Genomic DNA, 25375 nt, shown 5'->3' with positions numbered 1-25375 from the left:
CTACTTTGAGACGGCCATGAAGTCAGTATTCTTCAAATATTGTTTGCCGGCGGTCAAATCGTATTGGATCAGCTGATAATCATGGAGCAGCTCTTTCTGCTGCGTTGTCAGATCCTTCGGCTGGATTCGATTCCCGTCCGCATCCAGGTAGACAGGCTTGCTGGCATCGCCGGCGGATGCGGGAATAGAGATTGCGGGGATTGCCACATGCATTTCGGTCAGGAATGCGAGATAGGGCGAGACCTTGGCATTGAGATGCTCTGCTGCTTGGGCCATGAAATAGTTTGAGGATGTGTAGGCGCTTGTAGTGTCGTCCAGCTTGGTATTCGCGGATGCCGAGGCAGCGTTCGACCAAATGAAGTAGTCGGTTTCGTGCAAAGTAATCTGGTTATGTTTGTTCTCGCTGGCCGTCGAGTAGATGCCGGGAAGATGGTCGCCGTAGAAAATCACGGTGATTGGACGGTTGATCTGGTTGAGCTGATTGAGGAAATCCGCAGTCGCCTGGTCGGTGTAATTCACACCCTTTGCATAAGTTTCGATACCGGATTTCTCTTCTTCGCTAATATTCGTAGACGTATCGCCACTGCCTTTGAATTGGTTGTCTGGATACCAGTCGTTATATGGAAGATGATTCTGCATGGTTACCATCTGTAAAAACATGTTAGTGGCCCTAGAGGCGAATGCATACTTAAGCGTTGACGAATAGAAGGAGGAATCGGAATAATTCCAATTATTGTCAACTCTAGATAAACCATTCAATAGCGGTTTCCCATCAATAGCATAGAACTTTGAGAACCCGAACTTCTTGTAATTGCTGTCGCGCAGATACATGGTGCGGGAATACGCGTGGAACGCAACCGAGCTGGACTTGCCGTTCGCCTCGTTCCAGATTTGATTGAATGTGGGCGTCCACTTGAGTTTCGGCACCAGCTGCTGGTAAGCGATAGAAAGCGACGAATCATAATTGGCCATGCTCAAGCCGGTCAATGCCTGATACTCGATATTCGCCGTCCCTCCCCCATAACCAGGGGAGAGCATCAAGCCAGACGTGGTCGTGGACTTGATGGCTCTGATCTGTGGCATCGGGTCTTCGGCGAACGACACGCCTGGCACGCGAGTCGGGTCGGAGAATGATTCAGACAGTAGCAGAATCACCGTATTGTCAGTCAGGTTTGCAGTGCGCGTCTGGTTGATGGTTTCCGCTTCGCCTGCATACTTCTTGACAAGAGCTTCCATGGTCTCTTTGCTGTATCCGTTTGGCTTGTCCATGATTTTCACGTGTGCGAGACGCAGGAAGTTCATAGCTGGGCCGTTATTCGAAGCATCGCCCATAGCATTCCACAGCTGCGGGGCATCGGACAATCCAGTCGCGAAATTCTTCGCCCAGGATCCTGTAACAGGCAGCCCCCACGTAAACGATACGCACAGCACCACACTGAGTATGGCGGTTGCCCACCTGCACACCATGGCGGTGATGTTCTTGACGCTGACGAATTCCGAACGCTTCCATGTGTATGGGATCAGCCCGCGGCGCCGGTCGAGGAACTGCAACACCACGCACACCACGATCAACCAGATCACTCCGGTGACGGCGGAGTTGATGAGGATCATGTCCTTCTTCGTGGTGAATGACATGATGCTGTCGCCGTTGCCGCCCGTGATGAACTGGAGGTCAGCCGGAATGATCGGCTCGTTGCGCAGCTCCACCTTGATCTTGTCGGCGATGGCGAACACGGTCATCAGCGTGCCGAAGATCGCGGTCGCCACCCAGAACCGGTTGATGACCAGAATAATCGTGAGATAGAGCACGCCCAACACAATGAAGTTCAGCCATGCCTGATAGCTCTGGTGCAGCCAGATCTGGCTGACGAAACTCGTAAGCTGCCCGGCGACGGAATTCAGCGCCTTAGTCTGGTCGTCCACAACCTGCCCCTTGGCGTACGTCGGCTCGGTGTAGACGCTCCATTGCAAGCCGATGACACTTGCCGCGGTCACCACAATAAACACAATGGTGTAGAACGCGAAGGAGAAGCGCATCCGCTTGTCCCAGATGCGGGATTTGAAGAACTTGCAGGCGGAGAAAACGACTTGCACGGCTTTCAAGGATGTAAACGCGTGCCAGCCGCGGGCGATGGCACCAAACACCGGGGCGAAGAACGCGGCTACAGCCGCCCAAGCAGTGGACACTGCGCTGCGGACAGTGTTCCATGCCTTGCTGAGGAGGGCGGCGACTCTAGCGAACGCATGCCGCGCTTGGAATCCTGAATCACCTGCGGCCTTGGTGCCATCGGCTGTATCGTTGCTCCGTTGTGACGAGTCTGCGGATGTGCTGGGCTCGTCCTTTTCTTCTGAATCATCTTCAGAATCACCTGTCGTCTCACTGCTATCGGCTGACGAGTTGGTGAAATCCACGGATCCATCAGGCCTGAACACCGCACCCATAGGCGGTGCGGCTTTCGTTGCCGGCTGCTTGGGCGCTGTTTCCGAGGCTTTGACGTCAGTGCTGACAGTATCTTGTTCAGTTTCAGTCTCGGAATTGGTTGGGGAAGTACCGTCTTGTGCGAGCGTATGGTGCGTGTGAATCAATCCATCATCTCCGGGGATAACCGTGTCATAACCGATTCCATCGGTATCAAGCAATTGTGCGAACAAGGATGCGTTGTCGGGGGCGTCATTGGGGTCGTCGCCCGTATGCTGTCGCTGTCCTTGCTTGGCTTGCACGAGACATCATCGTACCGGCATAGTATAGACAAGCGAATCCCTTGGTAGACAACGCGTTAACGGCTGAATGATGACTGAATGTGAACGCAACCATTGGGTGGCGCCCGCGGACTTCACGCTGATGCTCGAATCATTGCGAATTGAGAGCGGAAGTGAAGCGGCGCGGAAGTCCTCCAAAAAAGCGTGGCTCCCAGCACTCTGCCGGGAGCCACGTATAGCTTCAGCCAAGTCATACGGATCCGCATGAGATGACGGAGTGATGAGGCGCGACGCAGTCGTGACGGCGCATTGATATCGGTCGGTACGCTCGCGTCGCACCTCTTGCGTCTACGAAACTGCTGATTATTTCAGGGTCTGGCCCTTCTTGCGGCCACGATGCTTCATTACGCCTGCGGTCGCATCTGCGGCGGCGAACACGGCCACACGGTCCGTTGGGGAAACCCGCCCGACAATCGCCTGATAGGCGACGCGGTCCTCGTCGACCTCGGCAAAATCGAAGAACGAGGCGATGGCGTCCACCACCGACGGTTCGCGCACAGTAACCGAGGAGGCCTTCGTGGCCTCTTCGCCCTGCTTCTTTACCCGGCTGAATTTCACCGCGTTGCGATCCGAGGCCTCGCACGGCTCAACGGCAATCTGGCTGGTGCTCGTGTTGACGAGGATTTTCACGTACTCCGGGCATTCCATTGCGACCACCGTCGCCTTGTTGAACCGGACTAGCGTCTTGGTAACGGTCATCACGGCTTTTCCGACGGGCTTGTGGATATTGATCTCTTGGAATCCGTGTAATGAGGTCATTAGATACTCCTTAATATTCTTGCGTTGTTCCGAGGACGTATCCGCGAATTTAACCCAGGCTTCATGCTTGAGTGTTCGTGTATATCGTGATTAAAAAGTATACCATTGATTTGTGTAATTCTTATCGATTTTTCCGTGAATATTGAAAATGAATACTTTTAACTTCGAAACCAGTAGTGTATCCAGCAGATGCACGGACAAGACAATGCAAACCATCTGAGAATCATGAGCAACAAATCTGCTCGCGTTACCGGCACCCAGCAAGAATTAGGTGGTCGTGTGGAAGAGGGGGTAAGTGGCGGAGCGAATTCTCCCGCTAGTGGTATCGTATAAGAGTTTTTGAGGAGATCCCACGAGAATTGGGGAACCATTGACAATCGCTGATTTACTCCAGGCCGTACGCAAGCATATGGCGGCTGCGATCGCTACATTCGTCGTGATTGTGGCCGCAGTCGCGGGGTATACGTTCCTGGTGCCGCCCCAGTACACGGCAACCGCGGAGCTGTTCGCAACCTACGCCTCACAAGGGGAAACGCAGAATTCATCGGATATGAATTCGGGCGCATCGTATCTGTCAACCCAGATCAAGACCTACCCGCAGCTGGTGAAGACCGAGGCCGTGCTGAAGCCGGTCATCAAGGAACTCGGTCTGGACATGACCACGGACGAGCTTGCCGCAAAGGTCACCGCCACCAATCCAAGCAACACCTTCATGGTGGACGTTTCCGTCCAAGACGGCAACGCCGAGCAGTCCGCTCGAATCGCCAACAGCGTCGCGAAAAACCTTTCCGAACAGATTTCATCATCCCTGTACACAGACGAATCCGCCAAATCCCCTATCCAACTGACCCTCGTGCAAAAGGCCCGTACGCCGCAGTCTCCGAGTTCACCGAAAGTCGGGCTGTACCTTGCAGCGGGCGTGGTGCTTGGCCTGATTTGCGGAGTCGGCATGGCGTTGCTGCTTGACGTGATCAACACGCGTGTCGAAAGCTCCTCCGATGTGCGCGAACTGACCAAGGCTTCGTCACTCGGTTCGATTCAGTGTTCGGAACTGCTTGACGAACCGCGACCTGTCGTTATTTCCCAGCCGAGCAGTAAAGAAGCGGAAGAGTTCCGCAAGATTCGCACGAATATCTCCTTCCTCGCACCGAATGTCAAGGAACACGGTCATCTGCTCGTCTTCGCGTCGACAAGGCCGGGCGAAGGCAAGACCACGACGGCAACCAATACCGCGGCCGCCATCGCCGAAGTCGGCAAGAGCGTGCTGCTTATCGACGCTGATTTGCGCCATCCGTCCGTGGCGAAGAAAATGGGCATCGAAGGCCACGTCGGCTTGTCTCATATTCTTTCCGCTCAGGCGACGCCGCGTGACGTGGTGCAGAAGTACTGGAAGCAGAATCTTCATGTGCTGCCCGCAGGCAAGCGTCCTGCCAACGCCAGCGTGCTGCTCAATTCGGAGCTGATGACCGAGATGGTCGAACAGGCGCTCACCCAGTACGATTACGTCATCATCGATACCGCGCCGCTGTCTGTAGCCGACGATGCAACAGTGTTCGGGCGTATGGCGCATGGTCTGATTCTCGTCGTCGGCAGGGGTGTTGCAGAGAAGAAGGATCTTGCAGACACCGCCACATCGCTGAAGGAAGCGGATGTCCCGGTTCTCGGCTTCGTACTCGACTATGCGGACGAGAAGAAGCATTCCAATAAGAACGGCAATTATTACTACTATTATTATGATGAATCCACTGGGAATCATGGTAGGAGCAAACATAGCAAGTGACACCCGTCATTGAGGCGAAAATGGGGGCAGACGGAGTCGAAGGATTCCGGCTGCCCCCGCGTGTATTTTCTTGGTGCGTGGTGGTACCGACGTGCGGGTGGCCGATCGCAATCCGTGGAGGTACCGGCGGTGACCTACCATAGGTAAAGATGTGCATGGCGTGACGCGCGGCAAGAGTTGCGCGAAGTGAAACAAGGAGAAGTTGATGACAGGGCAGGAGCATCAGCAATCGGATATGAACTCGCTGTTTCCGATCGCCAAGCCGACTGACGATGCTGACAAAGCCTGGCATGCCGACAAAGACGCGGCCGCTGGTAATGCCGAGCAACAGGGGAGTCAGGGGTTTCTGGGTAATGTGGGCGGTTCTGCTGGCGCGAATGGCCTGAACGGTATGAATGGCGTGGCTGACTCGGATGCTCCGGGCGGCATCACCGCCGATTCCTCTAGTATTCCAGCTGCCGAAGCGCTCGGAACGGGTAATGCTCCGGTGTCCGCCGATGAGGACGGGATACTGCCAGGGGATATCGTTGACACGAACTGGGATATTCCGCTTATCACGTTCCCGATGTTGGACAATGAGCAGAGTGGCGAGGTTTCGCCAATCAGCAAGATTGCGGATATCAGCTCGCGCGCTCCCCGCACCAGCAAGTCAACTGCCGGCGGGCCTGCGGCAGCCGCCGGTGTTGCCGGCGCCGCAGGCGATGTTGCCGGCTCTGCAGTTGCAGGTTCTGCGGCTGTTGCGGCTCCAATATCCCCGTCCAATCTCACAGCGGGAGCGCCTCAACATCGTGCCGGAACAAAAACCGAACAATGGTTGAACGCGGCGAGGCAAGACAATAATCAGGCGGAGACCCAACAATTCGGGGCCGCGCTGGCGCCATCGAATATTGGGACGCAAAGTGGCATGTCGAACGCGGCGTTTGGGACGTCAAACATCAGCTTGTCGATGCCGGATGTGCCGGGAATGACGATGCCGAATCCGGTAGCTGCTGTTTCGGGTGGTGTTGCTTCGGGCACGGCTGCTTCAGCTGCTGCCACTGCTACTGTTGATGCTGAGGGTGCTACAGGTGCGGCTGGGGCTCAACGGGGCGGTAATCAACACGTCGGTCAACACGTCGGTCTTCAGCAGCCGGGACCATCATTGCTCACTCCTCCGGCTCCGCGCGCGGATGATATCGCTCGTGAACGCGTCGCCAATGCGGAAACTGAAACTATGACGCCCGTCTCCTCGGCGGCTGTCGTCGCTGGGACCGCTGCGATTAGCGCAAAAGTCACGGCTCCGGGGGCTGCAAAAACCAATGCCACCAGGACCATCCATACCCCTCAAAGCGGGATGACCGGTCCGCAGGATGCCGTCGGCTCCTTGCAGGAGGAACTGGTCGACAACAGCGTGCGACAACAAGCATCTGGTAACGAGCGGAGGCGTGCTGAGGAAGCCGACGACTCTCCATCATCGCGCGGAACGAAAACCCGCAGTCGGGTGATTGTCGTGATATTCCTGATCATCACCATCATCGCTGCCGGGGTGGGTGTGTACTACCTGTACGGGATGGTCCGGACCAATCGCAATCGCAGCAATGCATATTCAGACTGCACGAAAGCGTATAGCCAAGTTAAAGAAAACTCAGAAACCCTTACAGCAACGCTGAAAAGCACTGCAGCGCAACAGAAAATCGGCACCGATCAGGTCGCCGATGTCATGACCGTAGAAAAGCTGAAAACCGCGGTAAGCAAGGCAAAATCCGCGAGCAAGCCGGTCATGTGCAAGACTTCCATGAGCACGGAAGCACTCGGCACGGCGGCGAAAACCAATCAGACACTGGCCACGCAGCTGGTCAACTTGAATTCCATCGTAAAAGCCGCTGCAAAGGATGTGAAGTCCAGCGCGAAAACCAAGCAGACCAATGATTACAACTCTGCGGTCGACACGTTGAAGACAACGACAAGCGAAGCCTCGACTTTGCTGTCCAACAGCCAAGGGGTTGTCGCGGATGACAACACGCGAACGACGCTGCAATCCGCAATTGACGCGGCCAATACGCTGTTGCAGAAGGACAAGCCGGCGCTCGTGGACGTGCAAAAGGCGCAAAACGACCTGCAAACCGCTTCTGACGCGGTGAACGCATCGATGGAAGAGTACAAGACCCAGCGGGCCGCCGCTGATGCTGCAGCTGCGGCCGCGGCTGCAGCTGCACAGGCTCAGAGTCAGACGCAGGGGCAGACGCAGAGTCAGACGCAGGGGCAGAATCGGGGCGGGAGTACGCCTACCGGTGGGGATACTGGAGATACCACGAATCAACAACCCACTGATAACCCGGGCAAGAATCCCAAGGCTCCCAGTACTCCTGATGGTTCTACGCCGCCAACTCCGTCGGCGAGTGCGAGCGGTAAGTAGTGGTCGACGGCTGGCGTCTCGGTTGCTGGTGGTATTGGACAGGTGCGGACTGGACCCGAGGTTAGTATGTGATTTCCGATTTGGTCCGCTGGTGTGGGCTGTCTGATGGCCGGTGTATCGGTTGATCGTCTTCCGAGCGCTGGTGGAGTGTTGGTATTCCGCGGTTTGGTGATTATCGCGGTTGGTGTCCTGTTGGCTGGTGGTGTTGTGCGGACTGGATCGGGAATCGGTCAGTGATTTGCGATTTGGTCCGTGGATCTGGGCGGCGCCGTGGTTGGTGGCTAGGCGGCTGATGTCTGCCGCGCTGGTAGGTTGTTGGTATTCCGCGGTTTCATGGTGCTGCCGTTGCACGTGATCCGGTGCCGGGCGGCGTGGTCGTGCACTGGATTCGGAATCGGTGTGTGATTTGCGATTTGGCTCACGGATTTGGGTTGCGTTGTGGTTGTCGGTATGGCGGCTGCTGTCGAGTGTGCTGGTGGAGTCTTGGTATTCTGCGGTTTTGGGGGAATCGGCCTGGTCGATGGTCTGGAGTCTGGGCGCGTGGCACGGACTGGATCGGGAATCGGCGTACGATTCTCGATTTGGTCGCGGGCTCGGGCTGTTACGTGGTTGGTGGCACGGTGGCTGATGTCTGCCGCGCTGGTCGGTTGTTGGTATTCTGCGGTTTTTGTGTTGTTGTTGTAGTGGATCGGTGGTTTGGTGCTGGATGGTGTTGTCTGGACTGAACGGGATATCAGTACACGATCTCCGATTTGGTCCGTGGGCACGGGCCGTCTGATGACCGGTGCCTCGGTTGATTGCCTCCCGAGCGCTGGTCGATTGTTGGTATTCTGCGATTCCTGTGCTGTCGTTGTGGTCGATGGTCCGGAGTCTGGTGGCATGGTGCGGACCAGATTAGGAATCTGCACACGATTTCCGATTCGGTCCGTGGGTTTGGTCTGCACTGTGGTTGGTGGCTCGATGCCTGGTGTCTGCCGTGCTGGTGGATTGCCAGAATTTGGCGGTTCTTGGATAATCGTCATTGTCGGTGGCAAGGCGACGGGTGTTGTGATTGTGCCCTGGATTCGAAATCGGCGTGTAATTCCTGAGCTGGTCCATTGATTCGGCTACTTGGCGGTTGGTGAGGTGTGGTCGATTGTTGGTATTCTGCGGTTCTTGGGGAATCGTCGTGGTTGGTGGCCCTGTGGCAGCGCGCGTGGCGCGGACCGGATCGGGAATCAGCACACGATTTCCGATTCAGTCCGCGGATTCAGCCGATTTCACAGATCGACGAGTCGACGGCCTTCTCCGAGGTGTACGCAGATGCCCAGAATTCCATTGCCTGCGCTGCCATACTGGTAGACCAATCCGTTGCGCGAGGCTGTCGCTTGGCAAACCATATGGGACCGAATCAGGAATCAATCCCCGATACTCGCTCTAGTCCTGTCATCTGGCGCGGTCGTCAATCAGGCAATGAATCCGGTCATCAGCCAGCCAATCAGCCCGTAATCTGCCCCAAATATCAATCCAGCATAAGTCCAATCACCACCCCGTCATCGTAGCGAATGCCTACGCCGGTCAGCCAACATCTCCCACGGAATTTGAGTGGACAGCATGAGCGGATGTCCGGCTCTTTGCGCCCGTGCTGAGGCAATTCTCATGGCAAGGCGCTCGCGGTTGATGGGATTCACAAGATCAAGTTGGGTCACCTGCAGAATCATCCAACCCATGGATTCGAGAAGACGGTGCTTCTGCAGATCCCTACGCCATTGACGTTGTTCAGTCCGATGTTGGTCGCCTGCGTATTCGATGCCGATTTTCAGTTCGCAATCAGCGAGATCAAGCGTGATATCTCCTCCCTGATCGGAAAGGATATCCGGAACCCGATAATTCACTTCGAATCGGTCCAGTCCGTATGAATACAGGCATAACCGCAGCTGGGTCTCCTTTGGTGAATCACTTCCGGTGACGACCAGTGCGAGCGAGGCACGGCATTTGGCTTTGCCCGGGAAACGCTGTGATGTGAGGAATTCTTCGAGTGAGGCTTCCGTCGCATGCCCATGCCTGATAAGCGACTCGGCGACTTCGGTGAGTTCATCGATTCGCAAGCCCGGTGCCAGCAATCCCCATGTCGCTTCAGGTGATAACACCCGCAATCCGGCGGACAGCATAATGGTATGTTCTGCAGTCAGGTCTTTCCACTGGTGCATCGCAATATCCGGACTGTCCGGACCGAATTGCTGACGACGCAAATGGCGTTTGCTTACGGTGATATGAAGCTGATGATCGTTGAGTAGCCGTTCTGGACGTTCGACACGCAATAGATCAAGGGCAGTGGTGTGCGAAACCACCCCTTTGAAGCGCACGCTCAGGCAAGTCCGTAACGCTTGCTGTTGTCGTTCCGATAGCGTTTTCGCTGTGATTGGCTTGTACAGTTCGTCTGGGTTGGGTGATGGACCGCTCATGGTTCGACGATATGTGATGGGCAGTGGGAAAACGATTCCGCTCGAACAATGTGGTCAGAAGATGATGGTGAGTTGTCATCAGTGATTCTTGAGGTCGATTACGGATACGCTGTGCTGACAGGAGTAACTCGGGCGCATGATATCGGACGATGGACTGAATCGGAGATTCAACGACGAGATTGGATTCATTGCAGGGAATGGATACTGTGCAGGCATCGGGTATGCATGCAAGCAAGAGGGCGAATACCGCTGCCTTGCAGGTATCTGATGGGGTGAAACGGTGGTTGAGCGGGGCCCATGTGTGTTGGACTGCATCCGATATTCATGATTGATTTAGGATTTGAGCCTAAGAACGGGATATACGGCGTATGAGTGCTGAGGGAGTGATGATTATGAATTGTTGGTATTCTGCGGATTTCGGTATAACTGTGAGAGTGGCCGGGGTCTGTCTGCGCGAGGGGCTTGGACCGGATCGGGAATCGGTGGTTGATTCCGGGATGAGACCTCGATCAGACGCCCTTCAGAGCATGACGGTGTGAAGGCTATGAGGTAGGCGAGGTGTGGTCTTGCGAGATGGCAGATGCAGGATGGATATTCGTGGATTGGAATCAAGTTAGGGAATAGATTTCGCATTCAGTCACTGAAGGTGGGTGACTACATCGGCTCAGCTGATGGCAGACAGAATAGGTCTGTTGGTATTCTTCGGATTTCGGTTGCACTGCGAGAGTGACCGCGGTATGTGCAGGTGCGAGGCTCGGACCAAATCCGATATTGCGGGGCAATCCTTGAAATAGTCCGTGCCGACGTGCCTGGGAGCGGATATCATCCAGATGCACCGGATTGCCGATTGTTGGTATTCCTTGATTGTGAGATTGGTCATCGGCACGGAATGACTTGGGAATGACCCGTGGCAACTGCCACCGACGGACTGAATATGATTTCCATACTCGATCTCAGATTCAGTCCGTAATCTGAGGCCGGCTTATGACTGCAGTGATTGAGCACACGGCTAGGATTGCTGCTATTCCAAGGTTCTTGAGCCCTATGCACCTTACATGCGATACGTGGTAGGTGGCAGACATGGACTGGTTCGGTTTTCACCGGTCGATTCCGGCATTGGTCCGTGGAATCGATCACCCGCCCATGTCGGGGGTTGGAACGAACAGCGACCTGAAAGCCATGGACGGCACGCGCACGCCCGCCCATGTCGGGGGTGGAACATCTCTATTGACAACACACGTAATCGCGGAAATCACTGGTTCGAGATGAAATGGCGGCATCCAGCTGATGGTAAGCGGAATCATCGCGAAGGATTGGCATTGAGTTCAATGAGAGTAATCCATGAACAACGTGACTCGCGCGATGGAGTCATGCGCGATTATCATTTGGTCTTACTGACAACGTGCGTGCTGTCATGTAACCGTTATTCCCTGTGACTGAGAAGGGCACTACACCCAGCAACACAAACTGGCTACGCTGAGCGAGGTCTCAGCGTAGCCAGTTTGTGAGAAAAACAGCTGTCAATCAACAGCAGCGATCAGTAGCTGTGCGCGCTCAGCCAGTGGCTATAAGCCCCCTGTACCGAGCCATAGCGGGAGTTGCAATACCCCCAGAACCAACGGAGCTGCGTCTGGTAGTTGGTCGCCCAGTCGGCGCCCGCGGAGGCCATCTTGCTGCCGGGGAGCGCCTGCGGCAGGCCGTACGCGCCGGAGCTTGCGTTAGTGGCGTTTACACGCCAACCGGATTCGTGCGTGATGATGTACACGGTCGCCGTGAAATCGGCTTCGCTGCCGCCGTTGGCGATGAGATAGTCATGCGCCCACTGCTGCATCTCGCCCACCGGGGTGGTCGTGCCGATGTCGGTGCTCGTCGGGTTGGAGCTCGCCTTCTTCGTGGTACCCGTGCCCACAAGAATCACCTTGTCAACAGGAGCGGTTTTCACATACGACGCGAACACGTTGGAAGAGACAACCTTGCCGCCTGCGCGCTGCACGAGGCTTGTGGTCTCCATGACGCCGTCCTTGCCTTCGGTTTCGACCTTTTCGGTGCCCTTCGGCAAGTCCGCGGTTTCCTTGCGCACGACGTTGAATGCAATCGCGTCATCGGATGTTTCGAGATCAGCGCCGGAACGCTCGATGGAGATGACCGTGGATTCGGTGACCTTGGTGGTCAGCGAGGGGGAGACGGTGTCGTTCGGCTCAAGTGTGATATTGCCCGCTTCAAGAACGGACTTGACATTCGTGAAGCCCTTGCCGAGCACCACGCGGGACTTGCCGTTGATCTTCACCGTGATGTACGAGGTGTCGGCGTCAGCGCCCTTGAGGCTGCTACGCGTGGTACCGCGGGAGACTTCATCGGCGTTCGTTTCAGTTGCCGAATAGGAGGTCACCGTGGACTGGTGATGTTCGGCGGCGTAGTAGTTGCGTGACACGACGCCCGTCCCCACAAGAACGCCCACTGCGGCGATTACCGCCATGACCTTGATTCGCTGACGCTTACTCAGCGACCTGAGGGTGGACACTTTCTTACGGTGGTTAGCCATGTCGCTCCTTGCTCGACCTACAGATGCCATGTGCCGGGGTTATCAACTGCATAACCCCACGTCGCCGACTGCTCAACGCTGCCGCCGTCGGGTTGCACATCTCCTCTATACTACCGCGCTGATGTGAAACGGCAAATTCCGGACAAGCGGATTGCCGATTGCGGTCGGGTGCGTGCGGCCCGGAATTCAGCCCTTGCGTATAGCCGGACACCTACTGGCGTTCGGAGTGTCAGTAGGTGTCCGACAGCCCGCGTGCGCCGGGTGTGTTCCTGTGCGGAGACGTGGCGCGTCGTGCGTGTTCGCTCGCTGAGTAATCCGCGGAATCCGTAATATTCATGGGCCACGTTTGATGGGTCGGTGTAGCGGTTGCGTAGTTTGTTCGATGTCGGCGGATGGGCGGCTTCGATGGTGGTTGTTTGCGCGCTTGGATCTGCGTGTAAATCCCCCGTCGAAAACAACAGGACCGCACGGTGTGTCGGCTGTGCGGTCCTGTTGATGCTTGATTTGTCTTTGTTGGAAAGATTATTGCGCAACGAATCAGGTCAGGCCTGATCGCCGCTTTGATAGGCCTTGGCCTGTCCGATGAGGTTCTCCAGATCGGAGCCGCGTAGAGCGCCTGCCTGCTTGAAAATGACCTTGCCGCCCTTGACAACCATCAGCGTGGGCACGGCCTGGATTTGGGCCGCGGCGGCGAGTTCCTGATTCTGATCGATGTCGACCTTCGCGAAGGTGATGTCGGGATGCTCTTCGCTTGCCTTTTCGAACACCGGACCGAACGCCTTGCACGGGCCACACCAAGTGGCCCAGAAGTCAACGAATACCAGGTCGTTGTCGGTGATGGTCTTCTCAAACGTCTGCGTAGTGACGGCGGTGGTTGCCATGTTGGGCTCCTTACTTTCCGGATTTCCGGTCTTCCCTGTCTTCCCGGATTTTCTGTTTACCGGGGCGACTGCCGCGGGACTCGGACTGTCGCGGTGTTGGGTTTTGCGTGGTTCCCAGCATCTCACACCGTGCCTGAAAGTCTAGCGCTGTCCGCCGATAGCCGAACCGCCGATAGCCGAACCGCAGATGGTCCGGATGCTGGCATGGGGTTGCGCACCATGGGCAGGCGGCTGCGGCGTTGTGTGAGGATTGGCTCGCACGTCGGCGGGTTGGTGGGGTGGTTTGGTGGGTTTGGTGGTGCCGGGCGGCCGTTGTGTGAGGATTCGCTCACACACTGGCGGCGGCCGCGCGCACGCACAATCACGGCAGTCACGGCACTGCGACATTCCGTTGTCACCTGCTTGCGACCCCGCGGTCCGCACCTGCTGGCGAACACGCCGCCAGGATTCTTGGGGTTGGGCAATAATGGAACCATGCCAGTGCTGAATGACGAGGTGCCCGACGAGGGCGACTACGATGCGAATCGCCGCAGAGGCGAGTTCGACCATATCACGCCGGAGGATTTCATCCGCGGATCAGGCCACGGCAACCCTCCGGGATGGCTTGACTCGGGCGAAATCACCCGGATCCGCCGTGAAACCCCGATGCCGTACGTTGTCGTTGTGCCGGTGCGCGTTGATGATTTCGGCCGAATCAGCAAGGTCGGCTCCCTCCTGTGCGTCAGCGAGGACGGGTCGGTTGAGCGCACGTTGATTGCCGGGCGAGTGCTGTATCACGAATCCGTGCGCGAAGCCATCGCCCGCAATATCTCCAAGGATCTCGGCGATATCGCGCTGCCGACCCTACCGCAGAGCCTGCAGCCGTTCACTGTGGCCGAATTCTTCCCAACCCCTGGTATTTCACCGTTTTACGACCCTCGCCAGCACGCAATCGCCCTGTGCTATGTGGTGTCGATTCCGGGCGATTGCAAGCCACAGGATGAGACGCTCGACGTGGAATGGTGTGATGCACAAGGCGAGCAGCTGACCGAGTGCATCGATCAGATGGCCAACGGGTATGGTGAAATCGTCCGTCGTGCCCTTGCCTGGGCCGGAGCTTGATTTGTGTGGACCGCACGATGTCAAGCTGCCGAGACGAGAGTTGAGGAATGGCGACGAATGCGGCGACAACAACACCGGAACCATTGATCCGGCCGCGTTATGACAACGTCAGGCGCGTGCGGATCGCATGAAATCTATGAGTCAAGCTCACGGAAAACAAGAATCGGAACGGTCGGGCGGTCAATTTGCTGATACTTGGGACCATCGTTGAACGCAGTTTGATGTGATGCGGGGCGATTCGCTGGTGTGGGACACACAGCTGGATGTCAATCACCTACTGGCCGTATACCAGCCACATTTCAGTCAACACAGGTCAGGATGAAGGAAGGAACGAAGGACAGCAATGACAGAACAACGTAATACTGGGCATGGCGATATTTCCGGTGAAGTCGGGACAATCGCGGCAACTAGCGCGACTACTGCGACTGGCGCAGCAGTCGCAACTCCGGCAAGCGGCGCAACTACGGCAACCGGCGCAGCACCGGCACCCGAAACACCCGAACCCGCGCAAACCGCCGCTACTCCCGGTGTGTCGGCTGCCGTTGCCGAACATCATCATCCATTCGCGCTCAACAACACGGTGTATCGCGACGGCTCGGCCACGCCGATGATTCTGGTGCATGCCTTCCCGGTCGACCACCATATGTGGGACGCTTGCGCGGCCCAGATCATCAAGCTTGCGAACGCGCAAGGGCTGGACACCTTCGCCCTGTGGGCGCCTGACATGCCGGGGGCTGGGAACGGTCCGATTCCCGCCGTCGCAGACAGCGGCCGCATCGCCGCAGACGGCGCATACACGGACGCGCTCGACCTGATGACCGATGCCTACGCGTCCCTGTTGCGGCGTGCGGGATACCGTAAGGCCGTATGGGTCGGCCTGTCCATGGGCGGCTATGTGGTCATGGACATGCAACGACGCCACCCTGACCTGATTGCGGGGCTCGCCATGTGTGATACCAAAGCATCCGCGGACGACGATACCGCACGCGCGAACAGGCTTCGCATCGCCGACGAGTGCGAGCATGAGCACACAATTGAGCCGGTCATGCATTTCGCCCAGCCCCAGGACGGCGATTCGAGCATCAAACGTTCCGACGCCTTCATCAAGCAGATGACCGCCTGGATTCAGGCCCAAAGCCCGGAAGGCATCGCTTGGCGGCAGCGCATGGCGGCAGGACGGCCGGATTTGGGTGGCCAGCTCGCCGCGGTACATGCCCCGGCTGCCGTCGTCAGCGGGGAATGTGATCCGTCCAGTCCGCCGGAACAGATGCGGGCGCTCGCCGCGGCGATGACCGGCACGGAGGTCTCGTTTACGGAAATCCCCGATTGTGGGCATTTCAGCGCTGTCGAGCATCCTGCCGTCGTCGCCGAGGCGTTAGTCAATCTGATGTCGCGTGTTCAGCGGCTTGAGTGCTCCGAGCGTCCCTGACACCGCTCTGGGATATCGCGAAAATGAGAAAACGATCATGACGGGGATTATTGGAAGTATCGGTCGTGATGGATGTAACGGCCACAATGAACGAATCGAGGACAACCGACAATGAGCATGTTTTCACCGCTTGCACTCACGCAAGCCCTGCCGTTCCTGCCTCTGGCACAAGGGGATATCGATTATCAGGTGGATCGCAGGAACGACCCGGACCTGTTCACGTCAGTACTGTCATCGCCGGTGTGCACGGTCATGCTCGTCGATGGCGGCAAAGTCGCCGTACCCAAGGGGCAAGGCGATTTGGTCGATTATGACAATGTCAAGCTGCGTTTGGCGACGCTCCCCGGAGCCTATGTGCTTCCGGAACTCGCCTCGCACCCGCAGGCCGTTCCGATGTTCCTCGGCTCCTACGGCGGCGCTCGCGCGGAACAGGTTGTGGCGGTAGACGTGACGCGCTTGCCGGGGCTTCATGACAACAACCTCGACGACCGCGTGCCGGATTCCGCATATGAGGGGGCCGACGACGCATTCGGCGCTACGACCGGGGATGCCGCTTCTCGCAAGCCGCGCGCAGTTCCGTCGGCGCTCGAACAGGCAGCGAAACGCTTCGATTGGGTCGATTTGCGAGGATTCGCGCCGCATGCCTCGGCACGTGAGGCGGGGCAGGCCACCACGGCAGCCTCGTTGAGCGTGTGGCATATGCGGCAACGGCACTGCCCGACGTGCGGGGCCGAGGTCAAACCAGCGCTGGGCGGTTGGGCACAGCGCTGCACGAACGCGGCGGACGGCAACAGACTGCTGTTCCCTCGCATCGAGCCTGCCGTCATCGTCTCCGTCGTGGATTCGCAGGACCGCTTGCTGCTGCAACATAATCGCGCGTGGCAGACCGAGACCATGTACTCAGTGTCCGCCGGATTCGTGGAAGCCGGGGAGAACCTTGAGCACGCCTGTCGTAGGGAAACCCGCGAGGAGACCGGCATCGAACTGGGCGAGGTGAAATATCTCGGTTCCCAGCCGTGGCCGTTCCCGGCATCCCTGATGGTCGCGTTCAAGGCGAGGGCGCTGAGCACGGATATCCGCGTGGACGGCGAGGAAACCGGGGACGCGCGCTGGTTCACCCGCGACGAATATGAGCAGGCGATCGCATCCGGCGAAGTCACGCCTCCGGTCAAAGCCGCCATCGCGCGCTACATGATCGAGGAGTGGCTTGGGCACGAGCTGTGAAACAAGTTCGCTGTGCGGATGGGTACCTGTGAGGCTATGCGTCTGAGCGCGGCTATGTGTCAAAGCGCGGTGGTGACGCACAGGTCGTGGGCTGCGCCGCATAGGTTGTGCCGTATAAGCCGCGCCGCATCGCTGTCGGCGTGCCGGATGTGATGTTCGACACATGACATCGCTTCCGAAGCCTGTGCGCCCTGAACTGGTCATGTGATGCGGCTAAAGTCAGACAGGAATGGATAGGAAAGGCATCAACGTGACGAACACTTTTGACGGTTCCGTGCCACGATACGGAGTTGGGGGTCCCGATATGCCGCGAAATACGCGCGTGCCGGTGCAGCCTGATGTCCCGGGGGACATCTGGAAAACCAATCTGGCTGCCGACGCTGCAGATGCTGCCGACGTGAACGATGACACGCTCTCGGGCATGGAGATTCCGCTGTATGCCATCTCCGACGCCGGAAACGGCAATGCAGACGATGAGATGGCCACTGCGTTACGCCCGCCGCATAAGCGCCCGTGGCTGAGAATCCTGCTGATTGTGCTCGCAGTGCTTGCCGTCGCGGCGGTCGCCGGCTTCTTTACGGCACGTTGGTACTATCAGGACAAAGCCGCGCCGGGAGTCATGTTCGCCGGTGCATCGGTGGCAGGGCAGAATAGTGAGCAGCTGGCTGCCACGGTCAAATCCGCGGTGGAAAACACGAAAATCACTGTCACCGACTCGCAGGGTAATGCGGTCACCGCAAGCCTCAAGGATCTCGGCGTCAATGTCAACCAGAAGCAAACGGTATCCGCGCTGATCGCCGCGAAAGACAGCAATCCGTTCGTGCGCATCAACCCGTTCAGCAAGCAGAATGTCAAGCTCTCCGCAACCGCCGACAAGCTTGCGCTCAGCCAATACCTGACTGGCAAGCTCATTCCGAACGACAGCCAGGCCATCGCATCCACCATTGCCTATGATCAGACGTCGCAGAAATTCACAGTGACCGTGGGGCGAGGCGGGCAGGCGCCTGTGACGGACAGCGTGGTCAAGGCAATAGATCAGGCGCTAGACACCCCGGGAACCACGCGAACCGCGAGCATCACCTACACGCAGACCGACATGCCGATCAGCGAGGCGGCTGCGACCACCGCCGCCGATCAGGCGAACGCCGGCCTTGGGCTGAGCATCACCATCAACAACGGCGATGCCACGACATACAAGATTCCGGCGGCAACCATCGCTTCGTGGACCGTTACGACAGCTGACCCGGCGAAGGGCACCATCGCGGTGTCCTATAACAAGCAGGCAATCAGTGACTACATGAATGGCGAGTTGGGCAATCACCTCAACCAGACGAAGACCAATCAGGTCGATTTGGTGGACACGTCCGGCAACGTCATCATGACGAAAACCAAGGGCATGAACGGTGTGACGATCAAGGACACCGCTACGGTCGCCGATCAGGTGTACAGCGCGTTGAGTGCGAATCGTTCGGCGACGCTGACAGTTGCCAGCGATGTCACGAAGTTCGACACCGAACAGCAGACCGTCACGTGGAAGATCGTGGTCGACCGTTCGAAGCAGACAGCCACCGTGTACAACAATGACCAGGTCGTCCAGACCTTCAACGTGTGCACCGGCAAGACCGGAAAGCACGAGACAACACCTGGCAACTATTTCATCTACCTGAAATACCAGGTGCAGGACATGCGCGGCACCAATGATGACGGTTCACAATACCTGAGCCCGGGTGTGAAATGGGTCAGCTACTTCAATGGCGGCCAAGGTTTCCATACCGCAAACTGGAACGCGGCTGGTATCGCATCTGGGGATCCGACCGGTCATGGTTCCCACGGCTGTGTCAACATGAACGAAGCTGACGCCAAGTGGATTTATGATAACTGCCCGGATGGCACGCTCGTTCAGGTGGTCGGTGCCCAACCGACTGCCCCGGTGCGCTGAGTCGTCAGACCGGCTGCGGCTGTTCTCACCTCACAAACTGTTTACGCTGAGTGTTCGGTTTGCGTAGACAGTTTGTGATATGCGAGTGTTGTGGGGTGCCGACCGGGTAGGTTGCGGCTGCGGTGTCGCGATTTTTGCGCGGCGGTTGACTTTATGCGATAGGCTGACATCATGAGCAATAACGAACAGGAAGATGATCGCCCGAATCTCGAAGTCCCGGATCATCTGGAATATTCCGACGAGCATGTGTGGGTTGACGCCAGTGTGGACCCCGCGGTGATCGGCATCACCGAATACGCGGCCAACCAGTTGGGCGACTTGGTTTTCGTCGACCTGCCGGAGGTAGGCACTCGCGTCGAGGCGGGCGATGAGATCGTTGAGTTGGAATCGTCGAAGGCCGTCGAACCCTTGGTCAGCCCGGTCGCTGGCACGGTGCGGTACGTGAACCGTGAGGCCGCGGACGATCCGAGCATCATCAACGGCGACCCGTACGGCGAGGGCTGGATTCTTAAGATCGCACTCGATGACGACGAGCCGGATCTGCTGTCCGCCGAGCAGTATGCGGCGATGCTTCGCCGGCTGTAACTCGTGCCGGAAGCTTCTGCCGGTGCTGTGGCACCCGTCCTTCTGCGCGGCGTGAAGCGTGTCCAGTCGCGTCCCCGCCTCGGCAGAGGCTGAGACACTGGCTTCACCGAGAATACGAACGGCGCGTACAGCTCTGTCCGGTTGCGTCCCTGCTTCTGTCGACGCTGAGACACCCGTCAGCGTCGACAGAAGCAGAAGATTGGCCAGAGAGGGTCGTCCGCATCGGATATGTCCATCCGGGATGTCCCTGAGCCGGCCCTGAATTCTTCCGGAACTCACGTTCCCTCGTCATCCGTTCTTCAACACCCCACCGTATGATGGGGGCATGAGCAGCATTACACAATTCCCTCACAAACGGAATGAGGATGACATGGCGACTGTGCCGATTCCGGCGCGTCGTGTCGTCACCACCTTCGATGCTGCCTCCAAACATGAGCAAATCGACGTCAAGCCTCTTCCTGTGAGGATTTTCCGCCGCATCGTTACCGGCGTGTTCAGCCTATGGGCGAAGATTTCCACGACAATCGTGACCAATCTGAATTGGCGGCAACAGGTCGAGCCGTATGTTGGATACGGCACCAGCAATTTCTCGCGGTTGATCTGCCGGACCGTGTACGAGCCGCTCCGCCGTCAACCGGGCGCATTGATGCGCGGATGGCGCGGCATGCTGGCGGTTCCCGCGCCCAAAGTCAAAGTGAAGCTGTCCATCGACGGTGTTCCGGTGGAAACCGTACAGGTCGGCACAAGCGAAGTCTACGACCGCGTCGACAGATTCCGCGAGCGCAGCATCGACTATGCGGTCTCTGATTCCGCTGGATATCTGGATCTGGTCGCCGACCGGGCACTCGAACCCGGAATCCATCACGTGTCCTATCAGGTCGAGGGCCGTCACGCGGTCGATTCCAATCTGTTCACCATCGCGCCGGGCACGCGTGTCGGTGTGATATCTGATGTGGATGACACCATCATGATCACTCAGGCGCCCACCTTGTGGAAGGCCGCATACAATCTGCTGCTGCTCAATCCGCAGAAGCGAGCGTCCGTCCCAGGTATGGCGGTGCTGTTCAACCGGATCGCGGATATTTTCCCGGACGCGCCGTTCTTCTACCTGTCCACCTCGCCGTGGAATGTGGAAAGCTCAATCCGCCATTTCATTGAGAACTACGGCTTCCCGGCCGGCCCTCTGCTGTTGCGGGACCTCGATCCCAGGCCGAAGACCTTCATTCCTTCGGGTGTACAGCACAAGCTGGAGTATGCCGAGCAGCTGATGGGCGATTTTCCGGACATGAAGTTCATTCTGATCGGCGATGACGGGCAGAAGGATCCGACCACGTATGCGACCATAGCGAAACGATATCCGGGGCGTGTCCTCGCCATTGGGATTCGGCAGTTGAGCCCGCGGGAATCCTCGCCGCTCGGCCCGGTTCGTGGCATGACACAGTCGCAGCCTTCGCCGGTCACGGACGTGCCGGTGTTCACGGGTACGACCGGCGCCAATCTCATGAAGACAATGCTGCCTTACCTACGGCAGTTCGCTTAGGTTTCGTTCGAAGCGATGCTCGACGCGCGATGCACGCAACTTCGAGAGGCGGGGTGACTCAACGGAGAACGGCGGGCGACATGCGTGAACTCGCCGTCATCGGACCGTCCCCGGGCTTGTTTTACGATGGTGCCTATGAGTGACGAACAGCGCAATGACGACCGTCCGCAAGGGCTTTGCGGCAAGGGCTCGCAATCCGATTCAGGCTTGTCCGGTTCAGGCTTGGGCTCCGGCGACAACCCGCCGTACGCCAAGCAGGAGCCCCACCGGCGGATTGAACACGGGGATGTGTTCGACGATCCGTATGAGTGGATGCGCGACAAGGATTCTCCGGAACTCGCCGCTTACGTCGCCGCGCAAAACGCCTACTGCGAACGCCGGATGGCTCCGCTGCACCATCTGCGCGAAACCCTATTCAAGGAATTCACCTCGCATGTTCAGGAAACCGACATGTCAGTCCCCACGCGAGTGAACGACTACTGGTATTTTTCCCGGACCCGGGAAGGCAGCCAATACGCCGCATCCTGCCGCATTCCCGTGCGTGGTGAGGATGATTGGGATCCGCCACATATCGACCGTGAGGCCGAACCGGGTTCCATGCCCGGGGAACAGGTGTATTTCGACGCGAACAAAGAATCACAGGGCCATGAATTCTTCCGCATCGGCGGCATGGACGTGAGCCATGACGGCCGCTGGCTGCTCTACGGCGTCGATACTGCAGGCGACGAACGCTACGACTTCCGAATTCGCGACTTGAATGACGGCAGTGAATTGCCAGAGGTACTCAAAGGCATTGCGGGGGCGTGCTTCACGGCCGACGGCGCATGGGTGTTCTACACCGTGCTTGACGACGCATGGCGTCCATACGCGGTGTTCCGGCACCGCGTCGGCACGCCGGTTGACGACGACGTCGAAGTGTTCCGCGAGCAGGACGAGCGCTTCTGGGTGGGCGTCGGCCTGAGCTTCGACGAACGGCATGTGGTCATCTGCACCGGGTCCAAGACCACCAGTGAAGTGCTCATGCTCCCCGCAAGCGATCCGACGGGGGAGTTCACCTCGTTCATCCCGCGCCGTGAGGGTATTGAGTATGACGTGAGTTTCGCGTGTTTCGAGGGCGCCGGCGAACATGGTGAAGACATTCCGGTCGCCGTTGTGGACCATAACGCGACGAATCCGAATTTTGAGATTGATGTGATCGATATGCGATCACATAAGCCGCCGTACCGGCTCGGCGAAGGCGTGTGCGTGGCGGCCGGGTCGCCGTATGGTTGCGAACAGGGGGATGTGGCGCTCGCCGGTGCGTCCGACATGCCGGTCGGCACGCCATATCATGATCCGCGCAACCCAGCGATTTTGCAGGGTACGCGTGGGTTGTCCATCGACGGGATCGCATTGCATCGGCATTTCGTTGCCCTGTCGTATCGCGCGGATAGTCTGCCGCATCTCGCCGTGATGGCGAAAACCGATGCCGCCCAAGACTTTCTTGCGGGGCGTCCTTGGCGATTCCGCGAATTGGTCCCGCCGCCGCTGACGGAAGCAGGTGCCGGCGATAGTTGCGCAGATGGTACGAACGATGGCGCGAACGATGGTGGCAAAAATGGCACTAGTACGAACGATGATGTGAGCGACGATACCAACGACCGCGGTAGCGACGGGCGGCTGTATTCCATCGGGGCCGCCGGCAATCCGTCCTATGACGCTCCGCGCATGCGCTACTCCTTCGGCAGCTACACCCGACCCGGCGAACTGCATGAGGTTGATCCGACCACGGGCGCGGACACGCTGCTCAAAACGGCCCGCGTACTTGGCGATTTCGATGCCCACCGGTACGCCGAACGTCGCATCTGGGTGCGCGCACGTGACGGCGAATCAATCCCCGTGTCGCTGGTGTGGCGTCGCGACAAACTGTCTGCGCAACCCGGCGAGTCGGCATGCTATGGCATTCGTGCTGACGGGTCATCCCCGATGTTCATCCTCGGGTACGGGGCGTATGAAGTCAGTTCCGACCCCGGATTCTCGGTTGCCCGGCTCAGTCTGCTCGATCGCGGCGTGCTGTACGCGTGCGTGCACGTTCGTGGCGGCGGGGAAATGGGTCGTGCTTGGTATGAGCAGGGGCGGCGGCTCAACAAGAAGCACACCTTCGAGGATTTCGTCGATGCGACACGGGAGCTGCAACGCATGGGACTCGCCTCACCGGCGCGTACGGTTGCGGAAGGCGGCTCGGCGGGCGGCCTGCTCATGGGCGCGATCGCGAATATGGCTCCGGAATGTTACGCGGGCATCGAGGCGGACGTGCCGTTCGTGGATGCGCTGACCTCGATTCTTGATCCATCGCTGCCGTTGACGGTGACGGAATGGGACGAGTGGGGCGATCCGCTGCACGACCGCGCGGTGTACGAGTACATGAAATCGTATTCACCGTATGAAAACGCTCCCGAACCGGGAGACCCGCGGGCGCGCGCCTTCCCGAAGATTTTCGTGACCACGTCAATGAACGATACGCGCGTGCTTGTCGTCGAACCGCTCAAATGGGTGGCTCGCTTGCAGGCGGCTGGCGTGGATGCCGTCGAGAAGATCGAAACCGAAGCGGGACATGGCGGTACGTCCGGCAGGTACCGTCAGTGGCGCGAGATTTCGTACGAGAACGCGTGGTGCCTGGCGACTATGGGCATCACGAGATAGGGATTATTTGGGCGTGCGCATTAGCCGGGTGTCTTTGGCCGGGCGTCTTGGGGTGTGCGCCCTTGGACAGGCGCTTTGACCGGGCATCGGGCGGGTGTCTTTGGCCGGGCGTCGGTGTCCGGGGCACTCGCCAGCCGATAGCGGGCTTGTGGACAATCATGCCGAAAACCCATGAATTTGGCCGAAATGCGGACGTAATTCCATCATTCGGACTGGTGTCCAACTGACGGAATACGCGTGTCTCGGCCGCGGGTGAACCGACTATTGTCGCGAACATGAGCACAACCAAGACATATCGGATTGCCGTCATCCCGGGCGATGGCATCGGCAAGGAAGTCACCCCTGTCGCCCAGGCCGCGCTCGAAAAAGCGGCTGACGGCGTGGCGTCGTTTACTTACGAAAACTTTGATCTCGGTGCGGAACGCTACCTGCGCGACGGCGCGATTCTGCCGGACGAGGATCTCGAACGCATCAAGGGCACCGACGCGATTCTGCTCGGTGCAGTAGGCGACCCGCGCATCAAGGCGGGCATCCTCGAGCGTGGCCTGCTGCTCAAGCTGCGTTTCTCGCTTGACCAGTACATCAACCTGCGCCCGTCCAAGCTGTACCGCGGCGTCACTTCGCCGCTCGCCAACCCGGGCGACATCGACTTCGTCGTCGTGCGCGAAGGAACCGAAGGCCTGTACTGCGGTGCCGGCGGCGCAGTCCGTCGCGGCACGCCGAACGAAGTGGCCACCGAGGTGTCCATCAACACGGCGTTTGGTGTCGAGCGCGTGGTCCGTTACGCCTTCCAGCTCGCCATGAAGCGCAAGAAGCATGTCACGCTCGTGCACAAGAAGAACGTGCTCGTCAACGCGGGCGACATGTGGCAACGGATCGTCGACAAGGTCGGCGAGGAATTCCCGCAGGTCACGCACGACTACCTGCATATCGACGCGACCACGATTTTCCTCGTGTCGAACCCCTCGCGCTTCGACGTAATCCTCACCGACAACCTCTTCGGCGACATCCTCACCGATGAGGCGGGTGCCGTGGTCGGCGGCGTCGGATACTCCGCCTCCGGCAACATCAATGCTTCCAACGAATACCCCTCGATGTTCGAGCCAATCCATGGGTCGGCACCGGATATCGCGGGCAAGGGGATCGCCAACCCGACGGCCGCCGTGCTATCGAGCGCGATGCTCCTGCGCCATCTCGGATTCGACGAGGCCGCCGCGAAAATCGACCGTGCGGTCGAAGCGGATATCGCCGAACTCGGGTCGACCAAGCGCACCACCGAAGAAGTGGGACGCGACATCTTGGCGCGCATCTGAT

15 protein-coding genes are annotated in these 25375 nt (G+C 58.3%); 10 read left to right on the top strand and 5 right to left on the bottom strand.

Annotated features, from left to right (window positions below; translation table 11 throughout):
* Together ACTQYB_RS04155 and ACTQYB_RS04150 are read right to left on the bottom strand one after the other, a co-directional pair.
* Positions 1-2721: an LTA synthase family protein gene (locus ACTQYB_RS04155; protein ID WP_441481532.1), complete on the bottom strand. Its 2721-nt coding sequence runs from the start codon at positions 2719-2721 to the stop codon at positions 1-3.
* Positions 2722-3063: 342 nt separating this feature from the next.
* Positions 3064-3519, bottom strand: coding sequence for a hypothetical protein (locus ACTQYB_RS04150; RefSeq protein WP_412171202.1), 456 nt, complete (start codon positions 3517-3519; stop codon positions 3064-3066).
* A gap of 370 nt (positions 3520-3889) precedes the next feature.
* Here ACTQYB_RS04150 and ACTQYB_RS04145 point away from each other — a divergent pair, with 370 nt between their 5' ends.
* Entirely contained in the window at positions 3890-5299 is a 1410-nt protein-coding gene (locus ACTQYB_RS04145; protein ID WP_441481533.1) for a polysaccharide biosynthesis tyrosine autokinase, read from the top strand.
* A 205-nt stretch (positions 5300-5504) separates the two neighbouring features.
* Positions 5505-7694, top strand: a complete 2190-nt coding sequence (locus tag ACTQYB_RS04140; RefSeq protein ID WP_441481534.1) for a hypothetical protein — start codon at positions 5505-5507, stop codon at positions 7692-7694.
* 1532 nt (positions 7695-9226) lie between these two features.
* On the opposite strand, the gene ACTQYB_RS04135 is transcribed toward ACTQYB_RS04140, so the two are convergent.
* From ACTQYB_RS04135 to trxA, 3 genes are all read right to left on the bottom strand, one after another.
* Positions 9227-10138 (bottom strand): hypothetical protein, encoded by a 912-nt coding sequence (locus ACTQYB_RS04135; protein ID WP_441481535.1) that lies wholly within the window; start codon positions 10136-10138, stop codon positions 9227-9229.
* A 1537-nt stretch (positions 10139-11675) separates the two neighbouring features.
* Positions 11676-12680, bottom strand: a complete 1005-nt coding sequence (locus ACTQYB_RS04130; RefSeq protein WP_033507390.1) for a G5 domain-containing protein — start codon at positions 12678-12680, stop codon at positions 11676-11678.
* Between the two features lie 542 nt (positions 12681-13222).
* Complete coding sequence (gene trxA, locus ACTQYB_RS04125) at positions 13223-13561, bottom strand: thioredoxin (RefSeq protein WP_033507392.1); 339 nt, start codon at positions 13559-13561, stop codon at positions 13223-13225.
* A gap of 474 nt (positions 13562-14035) precedes the next feature.
* On the opposite strand from trxA, the gene ACTQYB_RS04120 reads away from it, so the two are divergent.
* The 8 genes from ACTQYB_RS04120 to ACTQYB_RS04085 all read left to right on the top strand — a co-directional run bounded on the left by ACTQYB_RS04120 (position 14036) and on the right by ACTQYB_RS04085 (position 25374).
* Positions 14036-14662, top strand: a complete 627-nt coding sequence (locus ACTQYB_RS04120; RefSeq protein ID WP_033507394.1) for a DUF4916 domain-containing protein — start codon at positions 14036-14038, stop codon at positions 14660-14662.
* Positions 14663-15269: 607 nt separating this feature from the next.
* Entirely contained in the window at positions 15270-16091 is an 822-nt protein-coding gene (locus ACTQYB_RS04115; protein WP_441481693.1) for an alpha/beta fold hydrolase, read from the top strand.
* A 111-nt stretch (positions 16092-16202) separates the two neighbouring features.
* Entirely contained in the window at positions 16203-17315 is a 1113-nt protein-coding gene (gene nudC, locus ACTQYB_RS04110; RefSeq protein WP_033507396.1) for an NAD(+) diphosphatase, read from the top strand.
* Between the two features lie 304 nt (positions 17316-17619).
* Positions 17620-19254, top strand: a complete 1635-nt coding sequence (locus tag ACTQYB_RS04105; protein WP_441481536.1) for a L,D-transpeptidase — start codon at positions 17620-17622, stop codon at positions 19252-19254.
* Positions 19255-19425: 171 nt separating this feature from the next.
* Positions 19426-19839, top strand: coding sequence for a glycine cleavage system protein GcvH (gene gcvH / locus ACTQYB_RS04100; RefSeq protein ID WP_015449952.1), 414 nt, complete (start codon positions 19426-19428; stop codon positions 19837-19839).
* Positions 19840-20164: 325 nt separating this feature from the next.
* Complete coding sequence (locus tag ACTQYB_RS04095; RefSeq protein WP_033507400.1) at positions 20165-21379, top strand: App1 family protein; 1215 nt, start codon at positions 20165-20167, stop codon at positions 21377-21379.
* Between the two features lie 135 nt (positions 21380-21514).
* On the top strand, positions 21515-24061 hold the full coding sequence (locus ACTQYB_RS04090) for a S9 family peptidase (RefSeq protein ID WP_441481537.1): 2547 nt from the start codon (positions 21515-21517) through the stop codon (positions 24059-24061).
* 275 nt (positions 24062-24336) lie between these two features.
* On the top strand, positions 24337-25374 hold the full coding sequence (locus ACTQYB_RS04085; protein ID WP_015449955.1) for a 3-isopropylmalate dehydrogenase: 1038 nt from the start codon (positions 24337-24339) through the stop codon (positions 25372-25374).
* The last annotated feature ends 1 nt before the right edge of the window (position 25375 follow it).

Origin of the sequence: Bifidobacterium sp. LCP19S3_E9 (assembly GCF_052121135.1) — a bacterium.
Lineage (GTDB): Bacteria > Actinomycetota > Actinomycetes > Actinomycetales > Bifidobacteriaceae > Bifidobacterium > Bifidobacterium thermacidophilum.
This window is presented reverse-complemented; position numbering and strand designations above follow the sequence as displayed.

Bases quoted from the DNA above. Each gene is read 5' to 3' on its own strand.
- ACTQYB_RS04115 (WP_441481693.1), top strand. From the start codon at position 15,270: ATGATTCTGGTGCATGCCTTCCCGGTCGACCACCATATGTGGGACGCT.
- ACTQYB_RS04135 (WP_441481535.1), bottom strand. From the start codon at position 10,138: ATGAGCGGTCCATCACCCAACCCAGACGAACTGTACAAGCCAATCACA.
- trxA (WP_033507392.1), bottom strand. From the start codon at position 13,561: ATGGCAACCACCGCCGTCACTACGCAGACGTTTGAGAAGACCATCACC.
- nudC (WP_033507396.1), top strand. From the start codon at position 16,203: ATGAGCATGTTTTCACCGCTTGCACTCACGCAAGCCCTGCCGTTCCTG.
- ACTQYB_RS04090 (WP_441481537.1), top strand. From the start codon at position 21,515: ATGAGTGACGAACAGCGCAATGACGACCGTCCGCAAGGGCTTTGCGGC.
- ACTQYB_RS04105 (WP_441481536.1), top strand. From the start codon at position 17,620: ATGCCGCGAAATACGCGCGTGCCGGTGCAGCCTGATGTCCCGGGGGAC.
- gcvH (WP_015449952.1), top strand. From the start codon at position 19,426: ATGAGCAATAACGAACAGGAAGATGATCGCCCGAATCTCGAAGTCCCG.
- ACTQYB_RS04120 (WP_033507394.1), top strand. From the start codon at position 14,036: ATGCCAGTGCTGAATGACGAGGTGCCCGACGAGGGCGACTACGATGCG.
- ACTQYB_RS04150 (WP_412171202.1), bottom strand. From the start codon at position 3,519: ATGACCTCATTACACGGATTCCAAGAGATCAATATCCACAAGCCCGTC.
- ACTQYB_RS04095 (WP_033507400.1), top strand. From the start codon at position 20,165: ATGAGCAGCATTACACAATTCCCTCACAAACGGAATGAGGATGACATG.
- ACTQYB_RS04130 (WP_033507390.1), bottom strand. From the start codon at position 12,680: ATGGCTAACCACCGTAAGAAAGTGTCCACCCTCAGGTCGCTGAGTAAG.
- ACTQYB_RS04140 (WP_441481534.1), top strand. From the start codon at position 5,505: ATGACAGGGCAGGAGCATCAGCAATCGGATATGAACTCGCTGTTTCCG.
- ACTQYB_RS04085 (WP_015449955.1), top strand. From the start codon at position 24,337: ATGAGCACAACCAAGACATATCGGATTGCCGTCATCCCGGGCGATGGC.